This window comes from Halogeometricum sp. S1BR25-6 (genome assembly GCF_031624495.1).
In the GTDB taxonomy this organism is placed as follows: domain Archaea; phylum Halobacteriota; class Halobacteria; order Halobacteriales; family Haloferacaceae; genus Halogeometricum; species Halogeometricum salsisoli.
Window position 1 is genome coordinate 1,274,143 of record NZ_JAMQOP010000001.1, and the last position, 21,729, is coordinate 1,295,871.

At 67.7% G+C, this 21,729-nt stretch carries 22 protein-coding genes; 17 read left to right on the forward strand and 5 right to left on the reverse strand.

What is annotated here, in order from left to right; genetic code table 11:
- Window positions 1-57 precede the first annotated feature (57 nt).
- The 3 genes from NDI76_RS06665 to purE all read left to right on the forward strand — a co-directional run bounded on the left by NDI76_RS06665 (window position 58) and on the right by purE (window position 3,844).
- Window positions 58-1,932 (forward strand): flippase activity-associated protein Agl23, encoded by a 1,875-nt coding sequence (locus tag NDI76_RS06665; protein WP_310923223.1) that lies wholly within the window; start codon window positions 58-60, stop codon window positions 1,930-1,932.
- A gap of 82 nt (window positions 1,933-2,014) precedes the next feature.
- The gene (gene purK / locus NDI76_RS06670) at window positions 2,015-3,181 is read left to right on the forward strand and encodes a 5-(carboxyamino)imidazole ribonucleotide synthase (protein ID WP_310923224.1); all 1,167 of its coding nucleotides are present in this window, start codon (window positions 2,015-2,017) and stop codon (window positions 3,179-3,181) included.
- Between the two features lie 21 nt (window positions 3,182-3,202).
- Entirely contained in the window at window positions 3,203-3,844 is a 642-nt protein-coding gene (gene purE / locus NDI76_RS06675; protein WP_310923225.1) for a 5-(carboxyamino)imidazole ribonucleotide mutase, read from the forward strand.
- 26 nt (window positions 3,845-3,870) lie between these two features.
- Here the strand turns inward: purE and NDI76_RS06680 are convergent, their stop codons facing one another.
- A complete protein-coding gene (locus NDI76_RS06680) occupies window positions 3,871-4,863 on the reverse strand; it encodes a TackOD1 domain-containing metal-binding protein (protein ID WP_310923226.1) in 993 nt (330 codons plus the stop codon).
- 458 nt (window positions 4,864-5,321) lie between these two features.
- Between NDI76_RS06680 and NDI76_RS06685 the strand changes: the two genes are divergently transcribed.
- From NDI76_RS06685 to NDI76_RS06735, 11 genes are all read left to right on the forward strand, one after another.
- A complete protein-coding gene (locus NDI76_RS06685) occupies window positions 5,322-5,738 on the forward strand; it encodes an NADH-quinone oxidoreductase subunit A (protein WP_310923227.1) in 417 nt (138 codons plus the stop codon).
- Complete coding sequence (locus tag NDI76_RS06690; RefSeq protein ID WP_310923228.1) at window positions 5,735-6,445, forward strand: NADH-quinone oxidoreductase subunit B; 711 nt, start codon at window positions 5,735-5,737, stop codon at window positions 6,443-6,445. Before NDI76_RS06685 ends, NDI76_RS06690 begins: the two co-directional genes overlap by 4 nt.
- Window positions 6,442-8,115, forward strand: coding sequence for an NADH-quinone oxidoreductase subunit D (locus tag NDI76_RS06695; protein ID WP_310923229.1), 1,674 nt, complete (start codon window positions 6,442-6,444; stop codon window positions 8,113-8,115). Before NDI76_RS06690 ends, NDI76_RS06695 begins: the two co-directional genes overlap by 4 nt.
- Window positions 8,112-9,170: a complex I subunit 1/NuoH family protein gene (locus NDI76_RS06700; RefSeq protein ID WP_310923230.1), complete on the forward strand. Its 1,059-nt coding sequence runs from the start codon at window positions 8,112-8,114 to the stop codon at window positions 9,168-9,170. Before NDI76_RS06695 ends, NDI76_RS06700 begins: the two co-directional genes overlap by 4 nt.
- Window positions 9,167-9,628, forward strand: coding sequence for a NuoI/complex I 23 kDa subunit family protein (locus tag NDI76_RS06705; RefSeq protein WP_008389750.1), 462 nt, complete (start codon window positions 9,167-9,169; stop codon window positions 9,626-9,628). Before NDI76_RS06700 ends, NDI76_RS06705 begins: the two co-directional genes overlap by 4 nt.
- 125 nt (window positions 9,629-9,753) lie before the next feature.
- Entirely contained in the window at window positions 9,754-10,014 is a 261-nt protein-coding gene (locus tag NDI76_RS06710) for an NADH-quinone oxidoreductase subunit J (protein ID WP_310923231.1), read from the forward strand.
- Complete coding sequence (locus NDI76_RS06715; protein ID WP_310923232.1) at window positions 10,011-10,409, forward strand: NADH-quinone oxidoreductase subunit J family protein; 399 nt, start codon at window positions 10,011-10,013, stop codon at window positions 10,407-10,409. Before NDI76_RS06710 ends, NDI76_RS06715 begins: the two co-directional genes overlap by 4 nt.
- Window positions 10,409-10,711 (forward strand): NADH-quinone oxidoreductase subunit NuoK, encoded by a 303-nt coding sequence (gene nuoK, locus NDI76_RS06720; protein WP_310923233.1) that lies wholly within the window; start codon window positions 10,409-10,411, stop codon window positions 10,709-10,711. The genes NDI76_RS06715 and nuoK overlap by 1 nt, the downstream gene beginning before the upstream one ends.
- Before the next feature lies 1 nt (window position 10,712).
- Complete coding sequence (nuoL, locus tag NDI76_RS06725; protein ID WP_310923234.1) at window positions 10,713-12,734, forward strand: NADH-quinone oxidoreductase subunit L; 2,022 nt, start codon at window positions 10,713-10,715, stop codon at window positions 12,732-12,734.
- Window positions 12,734-14,263: a complex I subunit 4 family protein gene (locus NDI76_RS06730; RefSeq protein WP_310923235.1), complete on the forward strand. Its 1,530-nt coding sequence runs from the start codon at window positions 12,734-12,736 to the stop codon at window positions 14,261-14,263. The genes nuoL and NDI76_RS06730 overlap by 1 nt, the downstream gene beginning before the upstream one ends.
- A 14-nt stretch (window positions 14,264-14,277) precedes the next feature.
- Window positions 14,278-15,786 (forward strand): NADH-quinone oxidoreductase subunit N, encoded by a 1,509-nt coding sequence (locus NDI76_RS06735; RefSeq protein ID WP_310923879.1) that lies wholly within the window; start codon window positions 14,278-14,280, stop codon window positions 15,784-15,786.
- A gap of 93 nt (window positions 15,787-15,879) precedes the next feature.
- Here NDI76_RS06735 and NDI76_RS06740 read toward each other — a convergent pair whose 3' ends face one another.
- Complete coding sequence (locus NDI76_RS06740; protein ID WP_310923236.1) at window positions 15,880-16,275, reverse strand: DUF7522 family protein; 396 nt, start codon at window positions 16,273-16,275, stop codon at window positions 15,880-15,882.
- Between the two features lie 100 nt (window positions 16,276-16,375).
- Here NDI76_RS06740 and NDI76_RS06745 point away from each other — a divergent pair, with 100 nt between their 5' ends.
- Complete coding sequence (locus tag NDI76_RS06745) at window positions 16,376-17,845, forward strand: DHHA1 domain-containing protein (RefSeq protein WP_310923237.1); 1,470 nt, start codon at window positions 16,376-16,378, stop codon at window positions 17,843-17,845.
- A gap of 91 nt (window positions 17,846-17,936) precedes the next feature.
- Window positions 17,937-18,725: a CBS domain-containing protein gene (locus tag NDI76_RS06750; protein WP_310923238.1), complete on the forward strand. Its 789-nt coding sequence runs from the start codon at window positions 17,937-17,939 to the stop codon at window positions 18,723-18,725.
- A gap of 51 nt (window positions 18,726-18,776) precedes the next feature.
- Here the strand turns inward: NDI76_RS06750 and NDI76_RS06755 are convergent, their stop codons facing one another.
- The 3 genes from NDI76_RS06755 to NDI76_RS06765 all read right to left on the reverse strand — a co-directional run bounded on the left by NDI76_RS06755 (window position 18,777) and on the right by NDI76_RS06765 (window position 20,437).
- Window positions 18,777-19,007 (reverse strand): DUF7543 family protein, encoded by a 231-nt coding sequence (locus NDI76_RS06755; protein ID WP_310923239.1) that lies wholly within the window; start codon window positions 19,005-19,007, stop codon window positions 18,777-18,779.
- An 84-nt stretch (window positions 19,008-19,091) separates the two neighbouring features.
- Entirely contained in the window at window positions 19,092-19,265 is a 174-nt protein-coding gene (locus NDI76_RS06760) for a hypothetical protein (protein WP_310923240.1), read from the reverse strand.
- 104 nt (window positions 19,266-19,369) lie between these two features.
- Window positions 19,370-20,437, reverse strand: a complete 1,068-nt coding sequence (locus NDI76_RS06765) for a DUF7544 domain-containing protein (RefSeq protein WP_310923241.1) — start codon at window positions 20,435-20,437, stop codon at window positions 19,370-19,372.
- 120 nt (window positions 20,438-20,557) lie between these two features.
- Here NDI76_RS06765 and NDI76_RS06770 point away from each other — a divergent pair, with 120 nt between their 5' ends.
- Window positions 20,558-21,673, forward strand: coding sequence for a M24 family metallopeptidase (locus tag NDI76_RS06770; RefSeq protein WP_310923242.1), 1,116 nt, complete (start codon window positions 20,558-20,560; stop codon window positions 21,671-21,673).
- Window positions 21,674-21,729: the final 56 nt, after the last annotated feature.

Consider the following 21,729-nt stretch of genomic DNA (forward strand, 5'->3'; position numbering starts at 1 on the left):
AAACGACCGTATGAGAGACCGTAACCATTCTAACCACGGGGGCGGTTGGGAGTCGTAATGAGTTCGAACGACGCCGCGCCGGGGTCGTCCGCGCCCGCGTCCTCCTCGGAGTCCGCGACGGACGGCTCCGTCGCCGCCCGCTCGGAACGGGACGCGACCCGGACCGGCGCGGACACCGGAACCGCCCACTCCCGCGCGCTCCTCGCCGTCCTCGCCGTCTCGGTTCTCGCGCTCGGGATGCGTCTGGTGGCGCTCGGCGGTCGCATCTTCCACTGGGACGAGGGTCGCGTCGGCTACTGGATACTGCGCTACCACGACTCCGGCTACCACGTCTATCGGCCCATCGTCCACGGCCCGTTCCTGCCAATCGTGAACGACTGGCTGCTCACCGTCGCGCCGGCGTCGGACTTCCTGCTCCGCCTCCCGGTGGCCGTCGTCGGCGGCCTCCTCCCCCTCGCGGCGTGGCTGTTCCGCGAGCGACTGACCCGAACGGAAGTCGTCGCCTTCGCCGGCCTTCTCGCGCTGAACCCGCTTCTCGTCTACTACTCGCGGTTCATGCGCAACGACGTGCTCGTCGCCGCGTTCTCGCTGTTCGCGCTCGGATGTATCGTCCGCGGCTTCGACACCGGACGGCTCCGCTACGCCTTCCCGGCGGCGGCGCTGTTGGCCCTCGGCTTCACCGCGAAGGAGAACGCCCTCGTCTACGTGCTCTGCTTCCTCGGCGCCGGAGCGCTCCTGCTCGACCACCGCCTCCTGCAAGCGACCGCCCGCGGCGACGCCGCCCGGGACGTCGTGTTCGGCCGGTGGCCGACCGCGGTCCGGTCCCGCGTTCGCGGTCACGGCACGGCGTCGCGGCCGGGGTGGCTCCGCGTCGGCGCGACGCTCGTCGGCGCGTTCGCCGTCTTCTGGGCCGTCTTCGTCTTCTTCTACGCGCCGCGGCCGGACCTCTGGCAGGCGCTGGGGGACCCGACGCGACTCCCCGGCGTCGTCGAGGCCGGGTCCGTCGGCGCCTTAGAGGAGTTCGCGAACACGTGGGTCGGCAGCAGTCACCAGGACCACGCCTACCTTCCGTACCTTCACGACATCGTCGAGACGCTGGTGTACGGCGCGCCGGTCGTCCTCGGCTTCACGCTCATCGGTATCGTCGTCGACCGCTACGGCTTCCAGACCGGCGGCACGTACCGCGAACTCGTCGCGTTCGCCACCTACTGGGGGCTGGCGTCGCTGGCGGGCTACCCCATCGCCACGGACATCGAGGCGCCGTGGGCGGCCGTCCACATCGTCGTCCCTCTCGCCGTCCCCGCCGCCGTCGGCGTCGCGTTCGTCGTCGACTCGGCCCGCGAAGCGCTGGCCGCCGAGGACGCCGTCGGCGTCGGTCTGGCGGCCGTCGTCGTCCTCGCCGCCGTCGGCGGCGTCGCCGTCGCCAACGTCGAGTACTTCAACTCCACGTCGAACGAGGACCGGCAGGTGCTGCAGTGGGCGCAACCGGGTAACGACCTGAAAGAGTCCCTGCAGAAGGTGGAGGCGGTGGCCGCCGAGAACGAGGGGACCGACGTGCTGTTCTTCAGCAGGCCGGTACCGGGCGACGAGAGCAGGGAGGTGTTCTGGGTCGCCAACGAGTCCGAACTGCTGACGCCGCCGCCGCCGGGCGGGACCCACTGGCACGACCGACTACCGCTGCCGTGGTACTTGGAGAAGTACGACGCGAACGTGTCGAGCACCGACCCCGACGCCTCGGCCGAAGAGGCGCTGTCGGACCCGCCGCCGGTCGTCATCGCCCGCGAGTTCAGCCGCGACGAGGCCGAGGAGCAACTCGACGGCTACGTCGCCTACGAACACGACTGGCGCCTCCGGAGCGAACACGTCGTCGTGTTCATCGACCGCGACGCCCTCGACGCGGCGGGTATCCCGGCGAACGAGACGGCGTCCTGACGGGCTGGGAAAATACACGTTCGTGGATATTCTCCGGCGGATTCGGTAACGCTTATGCAGCGACGTCCACAACCGGCCGGCCGTGACTGTCACCGTTCCCGGCCCCACCCTCGGCGTCGTCGGCGGCGGCCAACTCGGACGCATGCTCGCCGAGGCGGCCGCGCCCCTCGGCGTCGAGGTGGTCGTCCTCGACCCGACGCCCGACTGCCCCGCCGCGCCCGTCGCGCGCGACCAAATCGTCGGCGGCTTCGACGACCCCGAGGCGTTCCGCGAACTCGCCTCGCGGGCGGACGCGCTGACGTTCGAGATAGAACTCGCCGATTCCGAACTGCTGGACGACGTCGCCGAGGAGCACGGTCTCTCGGTGCACCCCTCGCCCGAGACGCTGTCGCTCATCGAGGACAAACTCGTCCAGAAACGGGCGCTCGAAGACGCCGGCGTGCCCGTCCCGCCGTTCCGGAAGGTGGACGACGCCGACGACCTGCGCGCCGCCCTCGATGAGTTCGGGTCGGTGATGCTGAAGGCCCGAACCGGCGGCTACGACGGCCGCGGGAACGTCCCCGTCCGCGAGGAGAGCGAGATAGACGAAGCGCTCGACGCCGTCGGCGGCCCCGCGATGGCCGAGACGTTCGTCGACTTCGCGCGCGAACTCTCCGTCATCGCCGCGCAGGGCGACGGCGAGGTGCGGACGTTCCCCGTCGGGGAGAACGTGCACGAAGAGGAGATACTGCGCGAGACGGTCGTCCCGGCGCGGACGGACGACGAGGTGCTCGCGCGCGCGGACGAGGTGGCCCGCGACGTGCTCTCGGTGCTGGAGGGCCGCGGCGTCTACGGCATCGAACTGTTCGAGACCGAGGGCGGAGAGATATCGGTCAACGAGATAGCGCCGCGCCCGCACAACTCGGGCCACTGGACCATCGAGGGGGCGCGCACCTCGCAGTTCGAACAGCACGTCCGCGCCGTCCTCGGGTGGCCCCTCGGGTCGCCTCGGCGCCGGTCGCCCACCGCGATGGCGAACGTCCTCGGCACCGTCGAGGAGTCGCGGCGGGCCGAACTCGGCAACGTGGAATCTGTCCTCGGGGCCGACGGCGCGTCGCTGCACTGGTACGGGAAGGAGGAGGTGCGGCCCCTGCGGAAGATGGGACATCTCACCCTGACGGGCGAGGACGGGGCGAGCGACGACGACGCGGACGTGGACGGATTGCTCGCGGACGCGCGCGAATTGCGGGACGGACTGACGTTCGAGTGAGAGCGTGAGAGTGAAGACACCATGACAGACGACACCGACGCGGACGACGTGACCGTCGAATCGCTCATCGACCGCCTGCACGAAGAGGCCGCCGCGGACGCGGACCCCGAGACGACCCCCGACGTGGGAATCATCATGGGGTCGGACTCGGATTTGGAGGTGATGCGCGGCGCGCACGAGGCCCTCGACGAACTCGGCTTCGCCGAGCAGACCGACTTCCGCGACGCGCCCGACGCGCGCTTTTCCTACGAGACGTACGTCGTCTCCGCGCACCGGACGCCCGAGTTGATGTACGCCTACGGCGAGACGGCGGCGGAGAGAGGATTAGACGTGATTATCGCCGGCGCGGGCGGGAAGTCCGCCGACCTGCCGAACATGACCGCCTCCATCGCCTACCCCCTGCCGGTCGTCGGCGTGCCGGTCCAAGAGAAGTCCGTCGACTCGGTCATCGGGATGCCGACGGGCGCGCCCATCGTCGCCGTCGACGCGGGCAAGTCGTTCAACGCGGCGCTGTCGGCCGTCCAGATGCTCGCGCGCGAGCACGCGGAACTGGAAGACCGTCTCGTCGAGTACCACGAGTCGCTGACGGGCGGAGTCGCGCGGGACTCGCGGGACCTCCACGACATGGGCGTGGCCGGCTACGTCGAGTCGCGCGAGAAGTAGAGTTGAAGAGTTGAGGGGCGCCCGCGCTACCGCAGCGAGGACGTGAGTCGCCCGAGGAACGACCGGTCGTCGCCGAGGTTCTCCGTCACCTCGTACTCCCGTTCGATCTCCCCTTCCTCCGTCACGGTCACGATACGAACGCCGGCCGCGTCGGCGCGGTTCACCACGCTCTCGTCGACGACGCCGAGCGTCGGGACGAGAAGCGCCTGCGCGGAGAGTTCGCGGGCCGTGGCTTCGAGGGCGTCGACGTCGCCGACGGTCGGTTGCTCGTGGACGGCGACGACGGCCCCCTTCCCCAGCAGTTCGTCCGTCGCGTAGACGTGGAGGCGGTGTTGGGTCCCCTCGTCGGTGGTGACGGTCGCGTCCTCCTCGACGGCGTATCCGCGGTCGTTGAGCGCGTCGGCGATGGTTCGCCTCGCCCGCACCTGCGTTTCGAGCCACGGTTCGCCGCTCTCCCCGAGGCGGTAGCGGAACAGCGCGTGTTCGACGGCGTCGTGCGGGTCGCAGGCGAAGCCGCCGCCGCGGTGTCCCGTCTCGTTCTCACACCGGAGCGCGTGGGCGGGCGTCACGTGCTGTTCGCCGCAGTCGTGACACCGGTACCGGCTCGTTCGCTCCAGTTGGTCCATCGACTCCATCGTCGAACCGCAGCCGTGACAGACGATTTCGCCGTCGTCGTCCTCGAACGCCTCGGGCGGCGCGGCCCGCCCGCACCCGCCGCACTGGAGGAGTTCGGTGTCGACGATGTACAACGACTGACACCGGGGACAGGCGGTCGCGTACGTCATCTCGCCCTCGCGACACTCCGGGCAGGTGTACACCTTCCCCTCGAAGGTTCGTTCGAGTATCCCTCGTTCGGTCAGCGATTCGAGCGCGTCCTTCGGACGCGTCTCCTCCGAGACGAGCGTCTCGTCGACGGCGGGATAGGTGACGTCTCTGCCCTCGTCGACCGTCGGTCGGTACGAGTCTTTCGACCCCTCGGCGAGTTCGGACACGAGGCGCAGTTTTCCGGGAGAGACCACGTCAGACCGCCTCCGTATCTCCGTCTCTTTCCTGCATTCCAACAGGTTGAATTTGCGCTGTCTGCATCATGAAGAAATATCTGAACGAACAAAGCGACCGACGTAGTATAATCATTTTTGCTATCTACCACACAGTCGCTCGTCCGTCTGTGTCTCGTCTCTCTGTCACTCCTCGCGGGGGAAGAGTCACCGTTCGCAACCGTTCGTCGCCCGCGCTCCGTCGAACCCGTGTGACGGGGGGAGTCGAGGGGGATGCTGGGGAGAAGCGCCGTCAACCGCCACCGTCGACGTGACCCTCTCGCCCGCGAACGGGGCGAACGCGCCGGGTTCTGCCTCGAAACCACGACTTTCTTTTCCGGAGTGATTTCCGGATAGTTACCCGGCGTAACCGCCGGACGCACACAAATCAACGCTTATAGGGGGCCGCTTCTAACCGTGGCACGTCAGGAGATTACGGAATGAGTGCATGGATCGCAATCGGCGCGTTGGCCCTCGTGGCTGTCGGCCTCCCCATCGGGATGATGCAGACGTCAGCCATGATACGGCCATCGGTGCCGGAACAAGGAAAGAGCGCCACGTACGAGAGCGGTGAGATACCGACGGGGTCGGCGCGCGTCCAGTTCAATATCCAATACTACATGGTCGCGCTGCTGTTCCTCGTGTTCGACGTCGAGACCGTTCTCATCTTCCCATGGACGGTTATCTACCGTTCCGCGCTGAGCCAAGGGGCGAGTCTGGCGGCCGTGCTGCTGCCGATGTTAGTGTTCATCGGCGTGCTGGTCATCGGTCTCGTGTGGGCGTGGCGCAACGGCGCAGTCAAGTGGGTCAAAAGCCCGCTGGCGAACCGCCGGAAGACAGAGAGACAAGACACATGAGCAGCGACCAGAACCAACCGTTCGTTACAGACGACACGCAAGTAGAGACGAAGACCCGCGACGCGCGGATGACGGGGACGGGTGCGGACAACCGGTTCAACTCGAAACTCCGTGAGGCGTTCGGCTCCTCGCCGTTCATCCTCACGAAGTTCGACAACTTCATGAACTGGGTTCGCGGCTCTTCGATGTTCATGCTGCAGTTCGGCATCGCCTGCTGCAGCATCGAGATGATGCACACCTACTCGGTGAAACACGACCTCGACCGCTTCCACGCCGGGGTCCCCCGGGCGTCGCCGCGGCAGGCCGACGTCATCATCGTTCCCGGGACCATCGTCTCGAAGTTCGCGCCGCGGATGAAGCGCGTGTACGACCAGATGCCCGAGCCGAAGTTCGTCATCGGGATGGGGTCGTGCACCATCTCGGGCGGCCCGTTCCAGGAGGGCTACAACGTCATCAAGGGCGCAGAGGAGGTCATCCCGGTCGACATCCACGTTCCGGGCTGCCCCCCGCGCCCGGAAGCCCTCGTCTACGGCGTCGCCAAACTGCAGCAGCGCATCGCCGAGGGCGAGTCGAGTCCGGTGACGGTCAAGCCGTACGAACTCGAGCAGTTCGGCGACCTCGAACGGGACGAACTGATCGATAAACTCGCGGAGGAGGTCGACACGGACGACCTCGTGATGCGGTACAACTGGGCTGATTCGCCATGAGTTTGGAGAAACCACGAGACGAGCAGTCGAACGCCGTCGCCGCGAAGCCGACGACCGGCGAGGAACTTGCCGACCTGCTCGGCGACCTCGTCATCGGCCGCGACGACCACGTGAACGCCCCGGGGTTCGTCATCCGGCCGACCGACGTGCAGGAGACGCTGTTCCGCCTGCGCGACGACGCCGGATTCGACCACCTCTCGAACGTGACGGCCGAGGAGCGTGAGGACCGCTACGAGACGATTTACCACCTCACGAGCTACGACGACCGCACGCGCGAGGTGAGCGTCGTCGTCCCCACCACGAAGGACGACCCGCGCAGTCAGTCGGCGAACCCGGTCTTCCGGACGGCCGACTGGCACGAACGCGAGGCGTACGACCTCATCGGCATCGAGTACGACGACCACCCGGACCTGCGGCGCATCCTCCTGCCCGACACGTGGCAGGGGCACCCGCTGTCGCTCGACTACGACCAGCGCCGCCCGCAGGTCGTCACGCTGAAGGAGTGGGCGAACCCGCTCGCGGAGAACCACCGGGACTCCGAGGGGGAGACGATGTACATCAACATCGGTCCCCACCACCCGGCGACGCACGGCGTCCTGCACGTCAGAACGGTCCTCGACGGTGAACAGGTCGCCGACGTCGACCCGGACATCGGCTACCTCCACCGCTGCGAGGAGCAGATGTGTCAGAACAAGACGTACCGCCACCAGATCATGCCGTACCCCGACCGCTGGGACTACGGCTCGGCGGGGCTGCTCAACGAGTGGGCGTACGCCCGCGCCGCGGAGGACCTCAACGACATCGACGTGCCGGAGTACGCGCAGATCATCCGGACGATGGGCGCGGAACTCTGCCGCATCGCCTCGCACATGCTGGCCGTCGGGACGTTCGCCTTAGACGTCTACGGCGACTTCACGGCCATCTTCATGTACGCGATGCGCGACCGCGAGATCATCCAGAACATCCTCGAGGACCTCACGGGTCAGCGGATGATGTTCAACTACTTCCGCCTCGGCGGCGTCGTCTGGGACCTCCCCGAACCTCGCGAGGAGTTCTTCGAGAAGATTCGGGACTTCCTCGACGACCTGCCGGAGACGCTGGAGGAGTACCACGACCTCATCTCGGGCAACGAGATTCTCCAACTGCGCACCATCGACACGGGCGTCCTGCCGACCGAAGTCGCCAAATCGTACGGCGCGACCGGTCCGGTCGCCCGCGCCTCGGACGTCGACTACGACCTGCGCCGCGACGACCCGTACGGCTACTACGACCAACTCGACTGGGACGTCGTCACCGACGACGGCTGTGACAACTACAGCCGCCTGCTCTGTCGGATGCGCGAGGTCGAGGAGTCCGCGAAGATCATCTCCCAGTGCGTCGACCTGCTCGAGGACTGGCCCGAGGAGGAGCGCACCATCCAGTCGAACGTCCCGCGGACCCTGCGTCCGGAGGACGACACCGAAATCTACCGCGCCGTCGAGGGCGCGAAGGGCGAACTCGGCATCTACATCCGCGCGGACGGCACCGACAAGCCGGGCCGCTTCAAGATTCGCAGCCCGTGCTTCTCGAACCTGCAGACGCTGCCGGAGATCTCCAACGGCGAGTACCTCCCGGACATGATCGCGTCGCTCGGGAGCCTGGACATCATCCTCGGTGAGGTCGACCGATGACGCCGCTGCAGTCCCAGACGCCGCTGCCGGACACCATCGCCAACCTGCTGGGGCTGTCCGGTCTGCTCGGAACGGTCGTCGGAGCGCTCATCGGCGCGTTCCTCATCGCCAACATCGTGCTGCTGCAGACGGCCGTCGCCGGCCCGTGGGCCAAGCGGAAGATCACGGCGGCGTTCACCGACCGCATCTCGGTCAACCGCGTCGGACCGTTCGGTCTCCTCACCATCGTGGTCGACGCCGTGCGACTGCTCTCGAAGGAGTTGGTCATTCCGGACGGCGTCGACAGACCCGCCTACGACCTCGGTCCCCTCTTCATTCCGTTCTCCGCCATCCTCGGGTTTGCCGTCATCCCGATGGGTAACGGCATCCACCTCGCCGACCCGGAGACGGGACTCGTGTTCGCGTTCGCGGCCGCCTCCATGGCCTCGCTCGGGATCATGATGATGGGGTACGGCTCGGACAACAAGTACTCGCTGCTCGGCGGTCTGCGCGCCATCGCGGCCAACATCGCCTACGAGATTCCGCTCGTCGTCACGGGGGCGTCGGTGGTGCTGTTCACCGGCACGCTTCGGATGAGCGAAATCGTTGCCGCGCAGACCGAACCGCTTCTGACCGTTGCGGGCGTGACGATTCCGCAGTGGTTCGCGTTCGTCAACCCGTTCGCGTTCGTGCTGTTCGTCATCGCGAACCTCGCAGAGGTCGGGCGGAACCCGTTCGACATCCCCGAAGCGCCGACCGAAATCGTCGCCGGGTACCAGACTGAGTACTCCTCGGTGTACTTCGTGCTTATCTACCTCGGCGAGTTCGTCCACATCTTCCTCGGCGGCGCCATCGCGGCGACGCTGTTCCTCGGCGGTCCGGCGGGGCCGGTCCTGCCCGGATTCGTCTGGTTCCTGATCAAGATTTGGGCGTTCTACTTCTTCACGCAGTGGGCGCGCTCGGCAATTCCGCGCCTCCGCGTCGACCAGTTCCTCGACATCGGTTGGAAGGGCATGCTCGTCCTTTCGTTCGCGAACCTGGTGCTCACGGCCATCATCGTGGGAGTGATAGCATGATCGGACTGCTCAAATCCATGGCGACGACGATGAAGCACGCGCTGGACGGCGAGACGTTCACGGTGGAGTATCCGGACGTCGCGCCCGAAGTCAGCCCCCGGTTCCGCGGGGTGCACAAGTTCAGCCAAGAGCGCTGCATCTGGTGCCGCCAGTGCGAGAACGTCTGCCCGAACGACACCATCCAGATCGTTCAGGACGACCAGCGCAACGGCGAACAGTACAACCTCCACATCGGCCAGTGCATCTACTGCCGACTGTGCGAGGAGGTCTGCCCGGTGGACGCCATCCTGCTCACGCAGAACTTCGAGTTCACCGCGGACACGAAAGACGAGTTCGTCTACAACAAAGAACAGTTGAAGAACGTCCCCTGGTACAAGGATATCGACCCGCTGAACTCCCGAGAACCCGACCGCGACGCGTGGATCGGGGAGGGTGACGGCGAAGTCGACTACCAGTGAGGTGACTCGCTGGTTCGACGGTACCGTCGCCCGACGGCCGACCCGCGGTTGCGATTGCGATTTCGCGGGGTCGGCTCCGGGCGCTCTCGAAATGTTCAAAGGGATTCCTCAAGGAGACACACACAATGGTTTATGAAACCATCGCGTTCGCGCTGTTCGCCCTCATCACCGTGGGCTGCAGCCTGGGCGTCGTCCTCGTGCGGGACATCTGGCATTCCGCACTCCTACTCGGGGGCGCGCTCTTGAGCGTCGCGGTGCACTACGTGATGCTGCAAGCGGAGTTTCTCGCCGCGATGCAGATTCTCGTCTACGTGGGCGGGATACTGATTCTGGTCACGTTCGCCGTGATGCTGACGCGTACACGTTCGGAGGTGAATAGCGCATGACGACCAAACCGGAACTGAAGCTCGGTTCGCATCTCGTGCCGGGTCTGGCCGCCGTCGCACTGTTCGTCGTGATGGCCGCGGTGTTCCTCACGGCGTCGTTCCCGGAGCCGCAGGGCTTCGCGAACGACGCGAGCGTCGTCGCCAGTATCGGCTACGCGATGTTCAACCTCGACTTCGGCGGCATCTCGTCGGAGAGCTTCCTCGTCGCGTTCGAGATAATCGATATCGTGCTCGTGGCCGCGCTGGTGGGTGCCGTGATGCTCGCGCGCCGCGAACCCGGCACGACGTCGGTAAAGCTCGTCTCGGACGGCGGGCGGCGGCTGCGGGAGACGCTCTCGAAGACCGACGAAGCGACCGACGAGCGGACGGACGAGAGCACGGAGGGTGAGCACTGATGGTTCCGCCACAGTACTACCTTCTGCTCTCGGCGGCCGTCTTCTGTATCGGGCTGTTCGGCATCCTGACGCGGCGCAACGCGCTGCTGTTCCTGATGTCGGTCGAACTGATGTTGAACGCCGCGAACATCAACCTCGTCGCGTTCTCCTACGTCTGGGGGAACGTCACGGGGCAGACGTTCGGGCTGTTCACGATGGCGATCGCCGCCGCCGAAGTCGCCGTCGGTCTCGGCATCATCCTGGTGCTGTACCGCGACTTCGGCGACGTCGACGTCACCGAAGCGGCGACGATGAGGTGGTAAGATGGCAGGAATATTCGACTTCGCTCCGGCGATCGTACTGTTGCCGTTCGTCTCGTTCCTCGTCGCCCTCGCCGTGGGTGACCGACTACCTAAGGGCGGCGCGTTCGCCGGTATCGTCGCGACGGCGGGTTCGTTCCTCCTGTCGGTCGCGACGTTCTTCGCGGTCAGTGGGGGACAGACGTACAACCAAACGATATACACGTGGGCCAACGGGCTCGACGGGGCCGTCACGCTAACCTTCGGCCTGCTCATCGACCCGCTGTCGGCGATGATGCTCGTCATCGTGACGCTCGTCGCCACGCTGGTCCACGTGTTCAGTCTCGGCTACATGAACGACGAAGGCGAGACGGGCCTGCCGCGCTACTACGCCGGCCTCGGTCTGTTCACCGCCTCCATGCTCGGGTTCGTCGTCGCCGACAACCTGCTCATGGCGTTCATGTTCTTCGAGCTGGTGGGCCTCTGTTCGTACCTGCTCATCGGCTTCTGGTTCCGCGAACCCGGCCCGCCGTCGGCCGCGAAGAAGGCGTTCCTCGTCACGCGCTTCGGGGACTACTTCTTCCTCGTCGGCGTCGTCGCCGTCTTCGCGACGTTCGGCACCGCCGCGTTCGCCGGGCCCGAATCGTTCCCGCACCTCGCCGAACAGGCCATCGCGGGCGAGCACTCGGTGAACACGTTCGGGTTCGACCCGCAGACGTGGTTCACCGTCGTCGGCCTCCTCGTGCTCGGCGGGGTTGTCGGGAAGTCGGCGCAGTTCCCCCTCCACACGTGGCTCCCGGACGCCATGGAGGGTCCGACGCCCGTCTCCGCGCTCATCCACGCCGCGACGATGGTCGCCGCCGGGGTGTACCTCGTCGCGCGGATGTACGGCTTCTACGCGCTCTCGCCGACGGCGCTCGCCATCATCGCCCTCATCGGGGGCTTCACCGCCCTCTTCGCGGCGACGATGGGCGTCGTCAAGCGCGAGATAAAGCAGGTGCTCGCGTACTCGACTATCTCCCAGTACGGCTACATGATGCTGGGGCTGGGCGGCGGCGGCTACGTCGCCGCGACGTTCCACCTGATGACGCACGCGTTCTTCAAGGCGCTCCTGTTCCTCGGCGCCGGGTCGGTCATCATCGCGATGCACCACAACGAGAACATGTGGGAAATGGGCGGGCTGAAAGACAAGATGCCCGTCACCTACTACACGTTCCTCTCGGGGTCGCTCGCGCTGGCGGGCATCGTCCCGTTCGCCGGCTTCTGGTCGAAGGACGAGGTGCTGTACGAAACGCTCATCCACGGTCTCGGCGGGAGTCCGGTGCTCCTCGTCGCGTACGCGATGGGTCTCCTCGCGGTGTTCTTCACCGGCTTCTACACCTTCCGGATGGTGCTTCTCACGTTCCACGGCGAACCGCGCTCGCAGACGGCCCGTGACCCGCACGGCGTCCACTGGAACGTGAAGGGACCGCTCGTCGTCCTCGGCATCCTCGCCGCGACGACGGGTCTCGTCAACATGGTGCCCGTCCAGAAGCTCCTCGGAATCGAGGGAATCGACTTCCTCCACCAGTGGCTGGACGGCGGCTTCGAGGGACTGACCGCGCACCACTACGGCGACCTGATTCCGTACAGTTCCGCCTACATCGGCGGCGGTGAGGCGGCGACGGTGGCCATCGGGGCCGCCGTCTCGCTCGGACTCGCCCTGGCCGGGGCGGGGCTCGCGTACTTCCTGTACAACGACCCCGAACCGACCGAGCACACCGACAAACTCGGCGGCGCCAAGACGGTGCTGTACAACAACTACTACCAAGACGAGTACCAAGTGTGGCTGGCGAACAGCGTCATGCGCCCGTTCTCGCGCGGCGCGGACAAGTTCGACCAGGGCGTCGTCGACGGCGTCGTCAACGGCGTCTCCAGCGTCAGCCTGTTCTCGGGTAACCGCGTCCGCCGCATCCAGTCGGGCGTCGTGAGCAACTACGCCGCGCTCCTCACCCTGGGGCTGACGGCGCTGATTCTCGGCTTCGGCCTCCTCGGAGGGTGGTTCTGATGTTGATAGAAGGGCTCATCGCCGTCGCGTTCGTCGCCGCCCTGGTCGTGTTCGTCTCGCCGGACGAGTACGCCGGTCGGCTGGCGGCCGCGCTCAGTCTCGTCCCCATCGCGGGGTCGCTCTACATGTGGTCACAGTTCGACGCGACCGGAAACGCCCTCCTGGGCGGCTCCATCGCGTTCGAGACGGACTTCGTCTGGCTCGCGCTGGGCGGGTTGGACGTCCACTGGTTTGTCGGGATGGACGGCATCAGCATGCCGCTCGTCGTCCTGACGACCATCCTCACGACGCTGGCCATCGTCAGCGCGTGGACGCCCATCGACACGCGTCAGTCCCAGTTCTACGGGCTGATGCTGTTCATGGAGGCGAACCTCCTCGGCGTCTTCACGGCGCTCGACTTCTTCGTCTGGTTCGTCTTCTGGGAGGCCGTGCTGGTCCCGATGTACTTCCTCATCGGCATCTGGGGCGGCCCGCGCCGCAAGTACGCGGCGATCAAGTTCTTCGTCTACACGAACATCGCCTCCCTGGCGATGTTCATCGGCTTCATCGCCCTCGTGTTCGGCCTCGGCGACTCCGTGTCGTCGATGCGCCTGCCCGAAATCGCGATGGCGCTCAGGGGCGGGGAGTTGGGAGGCTTCGCCGGCTTGGACGCCGGCGCGCTGAAGCTGGCGGCGTTCCTCGCGATGTTCGTCGGCTTCGCCGTGAAGGTTCCCGTCGTGCCCCTGCACACGTGGCTGCCCGACGCCCACGTCGAGGCGCCCACGCCGGCCTCGGTGATGCTGGCGGGCGTCCTCCTGAAGATGGGGACCTACGCGCTGCTGCGGTTCAACTTCACGATGATGCCCGACGTGGCGCAGGCGCTCGTCGTCCCCATCGCGCTCATCGCCGTCATCAGCGTCATCTACGGCGCGGTGCTGGCGCTGGCTCAGCAGGACCTCAAGCGCATCGTCGCCTACTCGTCGGTGTCGTCGATGGGCTACGTCATCCTCGGACTCGTCGCGTACACGACGTACGGCGTCGGCGGCGCGACGTTCCAGATGGTCGCCCACGGCCTCATCTCCGGACTGATGTTCATGGCCGTCGGCGTCATTTACAACACGACGCACACGCGGATGGTCGGCGACATGTCCGGCATCGCCGACCGGATGCCCGTCACCTCGGGTATCTTCGTCGCGGGCGCGTTCGGCTACATGGGGCTGCCCCTGATGGCCGGCTTCGCCGGGGAGTTCTTCATCTTCCAGGGCGCGTTCACCTCGACGGTCCACTCCGCAATGCCGCTGTTCACGGCGGCCGCGATGTTCGGTATCGTCATCGTCGCCGGCTACCTGCTGCTCGCGATGCAGCGAACGCTGTTCGGGCCGTTCCGCTTCGACGGCGAGTACGAGGTGACCGAGGCGGCGTTCCACGACGTGGCGCCGCTGGCGGTGCTTCTCCTCCTCGTCATCGTGCTCGGGGTGGCGCCGGACCTGTTCTTCCAGATGATTCAACAAGCGGTTAACCCGATTCTCCAGACCGGAGGTGGCCTCTGATGTCGACGTCCGCGCTGCTCGCGCTTCAGAGTTCGCCGCTCCCGGACTGGATGGCCGTCTCGCCGGCGCTCATCCTCGCGCTGACGGGGCTGCTACTCCTGGCTATCGACAGCATCGACCCCACCTCCTCGAACAGTCCCCTCCTGGCCGGCCTCTCGACGGCCGGGTCGCTGTTCGCGTTCGCCGTCGCCGGCTGGTTCCTCATCGAGGGGACCGGACAGTCGGCGACCGGAGGTGCGATATCGCTGTACGGCGACGCCTTGGTCGTCGACGGCATGAGCCTGTTCTTCACGCTCATCTTCACCGTCGTCGCCGCGATGGTCTCCATCGCCTCGATGGACTACATCTCGAAGGAGCGCTACCAGGGCGAGTTCTACGCCCTCGTGCTGTTCGCCGCCACCGGCATGGTGCTCATGTCGATGTCGAACTCGCTGGCGACGGCGTTCGTCAGCCTCGAACTCGCTTCCCTCCCCTCGTACGCCCTCGTGGCGTTCCTGAAGGACAACAGGGGAAGCGTCGAGGCGGCGATGAAGTACTTCCTCATCGGCGCGCTCTCCTCGGCGGTGTTCGCGTTCGGTATCAGCCTCGTCTACGCCGTCACGGGGTCGCTGCTGCTCCCCGACATCGCGAGCGCGCTCTCGGGGGCCGACGGCATGACCGGCGTCCTCGGGATGGGCATGCTGATGATCCTCGGCGGCTTCGCGTTCAAGACGGCCTCCGTCCCGTTCCACTTCTGGGCGCCGGAGGCCTACGAGGGCGCGCCCGCGCCCATCTCGGCGTTCCTCTCGTCGGCCTCGAAGGCCGCCGGGTTCGCCATCGCGTTCCGCGTGTTCGTCGAGGCGTTCCCCCTCGGCGGACTCCCCGCGGGCGTCGACTGGGTGCTGGCGTTCCAGATTCTCGCCGTCGTCACGATGACGCTCGGCAACTTCGCCGCGGCGACACAGGAGAACGTCAAGCGGATGCTCGCGTACTCCTCCGTCGGCCACGCGGGGTACGCCTTGATCGGACTCGCGGCGCTGTCGGCGAACGGGCCGAACGCGAACGTGCTCGGCGCCTCGATGGCGCACCTGCTGGTGTACGGCTTCATGAACACCGGCGCGTTCCTGTTCATCGCCCTGGCCGAACACTGGGGCGTCGGACGGACATTCGAGGACTACAACGGCCTCGGCGCGAAGGCGCCGATGGCCTCCGTCGCCATGAGCGTCTTCATGTTCAGCCTCGCGGGCCTCCCGCCGTTCGGCGGCTTCTTCTCGAAGTACGCCCTGTTCTACTCGGCCATCGAGGCCGGGTTCTGGTGGCTCGCCGCCGTCGGCGCGATAAACAGCGCGCTGTCGCTGTTCTACTACAGTCGCGTCGTCAAGGCGCTGTGGATAGAGGACGACACGTCGTCGCTCGAACTGGGCTCGAAGCCCGTCGGCCTCTACACGGCCGTCATCTTCGCGGCCGTCGGGACGCTGTTGTTGCTCCCGGCGTTCCGCCCGGTCATCGAGACGGCTCAAACCGTCGCCGCCGCGCTGTTCTGAGCGCGGGGCGGCGGAGAAACGACGTTCGACGGTTCGGTTCCGGTCTTCCGTTCTCTGCTCTCTCTTCTCTCTCCGCTTTCGACTCGGCCGAGCCTACACCGCCTCCACCTGCTCGACGAGAATCTCCCGGAGCGCGCTCGCAACCTCTTCGGAGGTGCGCTCGGTGATGCCGTCCGTCGTGACGAACACCCCGTGCTCGCCGCGGGTGACGACCGTCATGTACCCGTTCTCGAACGCGCGGATGGTGTACTTGTAGTCGCCGAGTTCGGACCCGCGGTAGGCGCGCGTGGCTCGGAAGTCGTCCGTCTCGTGTTCGACGAACCCCGCCAGGTCGGCGTCCGAATCGAGGTCGGAGCGGAGGTAGACCTGCTGGAACGCCGAGCGCGTGAAGTAGGTGATGCTCCTGAGGTTGTCTCCCACGGCGGTTCGACACGCTGCGCGAATCGACTCCGTGAGGTCGGACCCGACGAGGTCAGGGTCGGCTTCCATGACGCTCGTTACCACACGACCGTCGGGCATAATTCCATCGCCCTCGCACGCCGGGGTCGAGGACGGTAGGGTTTTGCCGGGTGAGGACGACTCGGGAGACATGCAACGGCGGTTGGTTCTCGGATGCGGGCCGGTCGCGGAGCGGGCCGTCGAGCGGTTGGCCGAGTGGCCGGGGTCGCTGACGGTGCTCTCCCAGCGCAGCGGCGTCGTCGACTCGTTCCGCGAGGAGGGCGTCGCCGCCGAGCGCCGCGCACCGGACGACGAGGAGGCGTACCCCGACGAGGTGGACGTGGTGTTCGTCGCCGCCGCCGACGCGACGACGAACCTCGAAGCCGCCCGCACCGCCCGCGAGCGGTACCCTCACGCCGCCCTCCTCGCGTACGTCGGCACGGACGCCGACTCCGGCACCCGCGAGGCGCTGACGGAGTTGACAGACCGCATCGTCGACGCGCGGAGCGCGCTCACCGACCGGCTCACCGAACTCACGGCGGACGACGCCGCCGAACGCCTCCACCGACTGTACCGCGTCCTCAAGAGCATCGACGGCACCCTGGCCGTCGTCACCCACGACAACCCGGACCCCGACGCCATCGGCAGCGCCCTCGCCCTGGTTCGCATCGCCGAGAGCGTCGGCCTCGACGCCGAGGCCTGCTACTTCGGCGCCATCTCCCACCAAGAGAACCGCGCGCTCGTGAACCTCTTGGAGATAGAACTGGTGAACCTCGAACGCGGCGACGACATCTCCGAGTACGGCGGCGTCGCCCTCGTCGACCACTCCCGGCCGGGCGTGAACGACGGCCTCCCCGAGGAGACGGAGGTGGACGTCGTCGTCGACCACCACCCGCCGCGGGCGCCCGTCGAGGCGCGCTTTCTCGACCTGCGGCGCGACCTCGGGGCGACGAGCACGCTCGCAACCGACTACCTCCGTCGCCTCGGCATCGAACCGGGGGCGACGGTGGCGACGGCGCTGCTGTTCGGCATCCGCGTCGACACGCGCGACTTCACGCGCGAGGTGTCGGTGCCGGACTTCGAGGCGGCCGCGTGGCTGGTGCCGCACGCCGACCTCTCCATCCTCCAACGAGTGGAGTCCCCGAGCATGAGCGCGGAGGTGATGGACACGCTCGCGCGGGCCATCCGCAACCGCGACGTGCGCGGGGAGGCTCTCGCCACCAACGTCGGCGAGATACGCGACCGGGACGCCCTCGCGCAGGCCGCCGACCGCCTGCTCGACATGGAACACGTCCGCCTCACCGTCGTCTACGGCTTCAAAGACGGCACCGTCTACGTCTCCGGACGCGCGCGCGGAACGGACGTCGACCTCGGCGAGACGCTGCGGGAGGCGCTCGGCCCCATCGGCAGCGCCGGCGGCCACGCCGACATGGCGGGCGCGCAGATTCCGCTCGGCATCCTCGCCGACGTGGGCGAGGACTCCCGCGAGTCGCTCTCGCGCGTCGTGAACGACGTCATCTCCGGGCGGGTGTTCGAGACGCTGGAGGACGCCACGCGGACCCTCGGCGTGAGCGAGGACGGCACCGACCTCACCTTCGAGTTCCCGATGGACGAGTGGTGAGCGCTCCGACGGCGGGACCGCCGGCGGGAGCGACGCCGGGTCCGTGCGACTCGGGGGCACGCTTTTGCCCCCGCCACGCCTACCGACGACGATGAGCGGGAAGGCGGCCGTCGACGAGTACATGACACGAGAAGTACAGACGGTGTCACCCACCGACTCCGTCGCAGACGTGGCACGACGCATCGCCGAGAGCGACGGACACAACGGGTTTCCGGTGTGCGAAGGCCGAAAAGTCGAGGGATTCGTCACCGCCAGGGACCTCCTCCTCGCCGACGACGAGGCGCCCATCTTCACCGTGATGTCCGAGGATATCATCGTCGCCCACCCCGACATGGACGTCAACGACGCCGCGCGCGTCATCCTCCGCTCGGGCATCCAGAAACTCCCCGTCGTCGACGACGCGGGCAACCTCGTCGGCATCATCTCGAACACCGACGTCATCCGCTCGCAGATAGAGCGCGCGACGCCCGAGAAGGTCGGAAAGCTGATGCGGACGCTCGAACAGATTCACGGCATCACCGTCCACGGGGAGCGCCACGCGATCGAACTCGCCGACCTCATCCCCACACAGGGGCGCGTCTACGCCGACGAACTCGACGGCCGGAAGTACGAACTCGAACGCGGCCTCGCGGAACCGCTCGTCGTCATCGACAACGACGGCACCCTCCTCCTCGCCGACGGCCACCACCGCGTGATGGCCGCGAGCCGACTCGACATCGAGGAGATGGACGCCTACGTCATCGTCGTCGACGACCCCATCGAACTCGGGATGCAACAGACCGCCGAGAAAGAGGGACTCTCCTCCATCGACGACATCGACGTGGTCGACTACGGCCGGCATCCGCTGGTCGAGTCGACCCAGCGGCTCCAGCGGGAGTGACGCCGACGCTTCTCTCCGCCGCCGTTCCGTTCTCCCGGCGGTAGGCGGCGCCTACTCCGCCACGTCGTGTTCCTCGCGCCACGCGGCGGCGAGTTCGCGCGCGCCGTCCTCGTCGTCGACTCGCTCCCGGCGGTAGCCGCGGCCGTCTTCGGCCTGATAGAGGCGGTCCAACCGGACCGCCCACGTGTCGTCGGGGCGCCGCCGGAGTCGGATGGTCGCGTTGCCGTCGCTGCGCTCCCACTCCGTGATGCGGTCGTCCGCGCGAACTTCCTGCCAACTCATGTACCTTCCTCGACGGCGGCCGCACCTGTCTCTTGCCCTCCGCGGCGACGGCGTTCGGACGGACGCGGCGCCGACCGCGCGGACTCAATCGAGCGCTTCGGTGCCCGTCTCCGTCGCGCCGGCGCCGACCAGCGGACCGGTCCGGGCGCCGCACCCCGGACACTCGGGGTAGCCCAGCGAGTCGTAGCCGACCGCGTCGGCCCGTTCGACGGTACCGCACGCCGCACAGTCGAAGTACGAGATCCACTCGAATGCCATATCCCGTCGTTCGCGGAGGACGTATTCGTTATCGACCGCTTACCCGCCCGAACCACGGGCTTAACGACCCGTTCGACGGGGCGGACCGCGTTCGCCCCGACGCGTCACCGCGCCGGCGGTCCGCCGGTTCCGACCCCGCCGTCTCCCCTGTCGGCGTCGCCGTCCGTCGCCCGCGTCGCGTCCACGAGGTCCAGCCCCTCGTCGACGCGTCCGAGCAGGAACAGCGAGTAGTACCGGAAGAACGCGACGGCGGGGACGAGGAGGAGCGCCGACGCCGCGGCGACGGCGAGGAGGTAGCACGCGCCGACGACGGCGAGCAGCGTCCACGCGAGGAGGGAGAGTCCCCCCAACGCGGAGAACGCGACCAGGACGGCGCCGCCGAGCACCGCGAACGGGAGCGCCACGAGGACGGCGAGAAAGAGCGTTCCCGCCGCGACCAACGCGCCGACGAGGGCGCTCAGCGTGAGGCGGACGAGGAGGTAGAGCGCGATTTCCTCCCACTCGGCCCGCACCGTCGAGAGCACCCGGCGCCAGCCGTCGAGGACCCCGCAGTCTTCCGCGAGCATCGCCGGGACGACGAAGTCCGTCGCGAGGCGGACGAGGAGGGCGACGAGGAACGCGACGGCGACGCCGACGAGAAGTATCGGCAGGAGGGCGAGGAGGAGACCCGGTCCGACGGCGACGCCGCCGAGGACGACGAGGGCGGCGGGAACGCCGACGACCAGAAGCGCGAGCAGGCCGACGCACGCCTCGAAGGCCCACAGTCGAAGCCCGTTTCCGAACTGCGCGCGGAACGGGGCTCGAATCCGAACCGGGGGGTCGACCAGTCCCGTCACGAGCACGAACTCCATCACCGCGGAGACGACCCAGAACGCGAGGGCGAGCAGTACGGCGACGGCGGCGGCGACGCCGAACGCGAGGGTCCTGACGTCGGGGAGCGTCTCCGGGGTCGGGAGGGAGAGGTCGCGGAAGGGAAACTCGAACGGCGCACCCGGCAGTCCCGGTGTCACCGCGCCGCCGGCGTTGACGTTGACCGAGACGCTGCTCGCGCCGGCGCCGACGAAGACGGCGAGGAGGGCGAGGCGGAGCCACGTTCCGAGGTCGAACGGGAGGAGGAGTCCCGTCGTCGCCGACCGGGCGTCGTCAAGGGCGTCTATCGCGTGCCACGACATACGCGCCGCTGGGTCGCGCGAGCGGATAAAACGGCCGGGCGGCGCCGCGGTTCGGGGCGACCGCCCGGTCCCGCGGCCGCTATCCGGAGCTTCTTATCGCGAGGCGCGGAACCGTCGGGTATGACCACCACGCCGTTCGAGCGTCGCACGCGCGACGCGCAGGCCGCACTCCGGGAGGCGGGCGCGGACGCCCTCGTCTGCTTTCCCAGCTCGAACCTGTTCTACCTCTCGGGCTTCTCGGAGGACCCCGGCGAGCGCCACCTGTTCTTTCTGGTTCCCGCCGACGGCGACCCGACGTTCCTCATTCCCGACCTCTACGAGACGCAGGTGCGCGCGGCGACGTGGACCGACGACGTGCGCACGTGGGCCGACAGCGAGAACCCCGTCGCCGCCACCGAGGCGGCCGTCTCGGCGCTCGGACTCCCCGAGGGGCCGCAGGTCCTCGTCGACGACACCATGTGGGCGCGGTTCACGCAGGACCTCCGCGCGGTGCTGCCGGAGGCGACGTTCGGCCTGGCGAGCGAGGCGCTCGCTCCCCTTCGAGTTCGAAAGGACGAAGCAGAACTTGACGCCCTGCGGCGGGCGGGCGCGGCGGCCGACGCCGCGATGGACCGCGTGCGCGAACTCGGCTCCGACGCCGTCGGAATGACCGAGGCCGAACTGGCCGCCGACATCGAGACGTACCTCGCCGACGCCGGCGGCGACGGTACCGCGTTCGAGACGGTGGTCGGCGCGGGCGACCACGGCGCGATGCCGCACTACCGCCGCGGCGACCGGGAGATTCGAGCGGGCGACCCCGTCGTCCTCGACTTCGGGACGCGCGTCGACGGCTACCCGAGCGACCAGACGCGCACCGTCGTCTTCGACGGCGACCCCTCGGCGGAGTTCCGCGAGGTCCACGAGGTGGTCCGCGAGGCGCAGGCGGCCGCCGTCGCCGCCGTCGAACCCGGCATCGCGGCGGAGGCGGTCGACCGCGCGGCGCGCGAGGTCATCGAAGCGGCGGGGTACGGCGAGCGGTTCGTCCACCGGACGGGGCACGGCGTCGGCCTCGACGTCCACGAGGAACCGTACGTCGTCGCCGGGAACGACCGGGAACTCGAACCGGGGATGGTGTTCAGCGTCGAACCCGGCGTCTATCTGCCCGACCGATTCGGCGTCCGTATCGAGGACCTGGTCGTCGTCACCGACGAGGGGTGCGAGCGACTGAACGACAGCGACCGCGGCTGGGAGTGTTGAGCGCGACCGGTCGGTGGACGGAGAGAAGAAGGTTTGTCCGCGCGGCGCCGATAGGA

What these genes read in the sequence shown, in the direction of transcription:
- NDI76_RS06665 (WP_310923223.1), top strand. Translation starts at nt 58, where the DNA reads ATGAGTTCGAACGACGCCGCGCCGGGGTCGTCCGCGCCCGCGTCCTCC.
- purE (WP_310923225.1), top strand. Translation starts at nt 3,203, where the DNA reads ATGACAGACGACACCGACGCGGACGACGTGACCGTCGAATCGCTCATC.
- NDI76_RS06685 (WP_310923227.1), top strand. Translation starts at nt 5,322, where the DNA reads ATGAGTGCATGGATCGCAATCGGCGCGTTGGCCCTCGTGGCTGTCGGC.
- NDI76_RS06690 (WP_310923228.1), top strand. Translation starts at nt 5,735, where the DNA reads ATGAGCAGCGACCAGAACCAACCGTTCGTTACAGACGACACGCAAGTA.
- NDI76_RS06695 (WP_310923229.1), top strand. Translation starts at nt 6,442, where the DNA reads ATGAGTTTGGAGAAACCACGAGACGAGCAGTCGAACGCCGTCGCCGCG.
- NDI76_RS06700 (WP_310923230.1), top strand. Translation starts at nt 8,112, where the DNA reads ATGACGCCGCTGCAGTCCCAGACGCCGCTGCCGGACACCATCGCCAAC.
- NDI76_RS06705 (WP_008389750.1), top strand. Translation starts at nt 9,167, where the DNA reads ATGATCGGACTGCTCAAATCCATGGCGACGACGATGAAGCACGCGCTG.
- NDI76_RS06710 (WP_310923231.1), top strand. Translation starts at nt 9,754, where the DNA reads ATGGTTTATGAAACCATCGCGTTCGCGCTGTTCGCCCTCATCACCGTG.
- NDI76_RS06715 (WP_310923232.1), top strand. Translation starts at nt 10,011, where the DNA reads ATGACGACCAAACCGGAACTGAAGCTCGGTTCGCATCTCGTGCCGGGT.
- nuoK (WP_310923233.1), top strand. Translation starts at nt 10,409, where the DNA reads ATGGTTCCGCCACAGTACTACCTTCTGCTCTCGGCGGCCGTCTTCTGT.
- nuoL (WP_310923234.1), top strand. Translation starts at nt 10,713, where the DNA reads ATGGCAGGAATATTCGACTTCGCTCCGGCGATCGTACTGTTGCCGTTC.
- NDI76_RS06730 (WP_310923235.1), top strand. Translation starts at nt 12,734, where the DNA reads ATGTTGATAGAAGGGCTCATCGCCGTCGCGTTCGTCGCCGCCCTGGTC.
- NDI76_RS06740 (WP_310923236.1), bottom strand. Translation starts at nt 16,275, where the DNA reads ATGGAAGCCGACCCTGACCTCGTCGGGTCCGACCTCACGGAGTCGATT.
- NDI76_RS06745 (WP_310923237.1), top strand. Translation starts at nt 16,376, where the DNA reads ATGCAACGGCGGTTGGTTCTCGGATGCGGGCCGGTCGCGGAGCGGGCC.
- NDI76_RS06750 (WP_310923238.1), top strand. Translation starts at nt 17,937, where the DNA reads ATGAGCGGGAAGGCGGCCGTCGACGAGTACATGACACGAGAAGTACAG.
- NDI76_RS06755 (WP_310923239.1), bottom strand. Translation starts at nt 19,007, where the DNA reads ATGAGTTGGCAGGAAGTTCGCGCGGACGACCGCATCACGGAGTGGGAG.
- NDI76_RS06760 (WP_310923240.1), bottom strand. Translation starts at nt 19,265, where the DNA reads ATGGCATTCGAGTGGATCTCGTACTTCGACTGTGCGGCGTGCGGTACC.
- NDI76_RS06765 (WP_310923241.1), bottom strand. Translation starts at nt 20,437, where the DNA reads ATGTCGTGGCACGCGATAGACGCCCTTGACGACGCCCGGTCGGCGACG.
- NDI76_RS06770 (WP_310923242.1), top strand. Translation starts at nt 20,558, where the DNA reads ATGACCACCACGCCGTTCGAGCGTCGCACGCGCGACGCGCAGGCCGCA.